The sequence below is a fragment of the Chitinophaga oryziterrae genome (assembly GCF_009758125.1).
In the GTDB taxonomy this organism is placed as follows: Bacteria; Bacteroidota; Bacteroidia; order Chitinophagales; family Chitinophagaceae; genus Chitinophaga; species Chitinophaga oryziterrae.
Genome location: NZ_WRXO01000037.1, coordinates 1 through 682, shown reverse-complemented (window position 1 = coordinate 682; position 682 = coordinate 1). Strand labels below are relative to the sequence as shown.

General features: G+C 44.1%; 1 protein-coding gene. It reads right to left on the bottom strand.

What is annotated here, in order from left to right; all coding sequences use genetic code 11:
• A partial coding sequence (locus tag GO495_RS31895) for a condensation domain-containing protein (protein ID WP_205691385.1) occupies positions 1–682 on the bottom strand: 682 nt, incomplete at both ends.

Sequence of the window (682 nt, the reverse complement as noted above, 5' to 3'; positions counted from 1 at the left end):
CCTTTTAATAAGCTACCTGTATCTTCTTTATTTTTCAATAACACCGGGTACATCGATGTAAACCAGCCAATGGTACGACTTACATCTACTGATGAGGAGATATTTTCCCTGCCATGACCTTCCATTCCAATCACCACACGATCTATTCCCCATGTCTGCGAGATAGCTGATGACAGTGCACTTAGTAACACGTCATTGATCTCTGTGTGATAAGCTGCGGGTACATCATGTAGTAACTGGCTGGTTGTTTTTGTATCTAGTTTTACCAAACAGCTACCGTAATCACTGGCAAATAAGTCTCCGCTATATGGTTTATCAATTGGTAGTGGTACGCATTGTGAGGTGATGGCCGACCAGTATGCCTGCTGATTTTGTTGTGCGTTATAGTTGAGTAATGCATTGTACCATTCCCGGTAAGAACTACTCTTAGCCCCCAGTGACACCACTGCATGATTACGGATACCCGTCAGTAATGCTTCCAGATCTTCCAGCAGGATACGCCATGACACACCATCTATCACCAGGTGATGAGCGATGATCAGTAAGCGGTTATGTGTATAGGAAGAGGGTGTTTGGATCAAGACCAATCTTAGCACATCTCCTTTGCGGATGTCAAGACTCGATTGGTATTCTTCTGCATGACACAAGAGACTGGTGGTGAAGTCTGTTGATCCACTCAGAT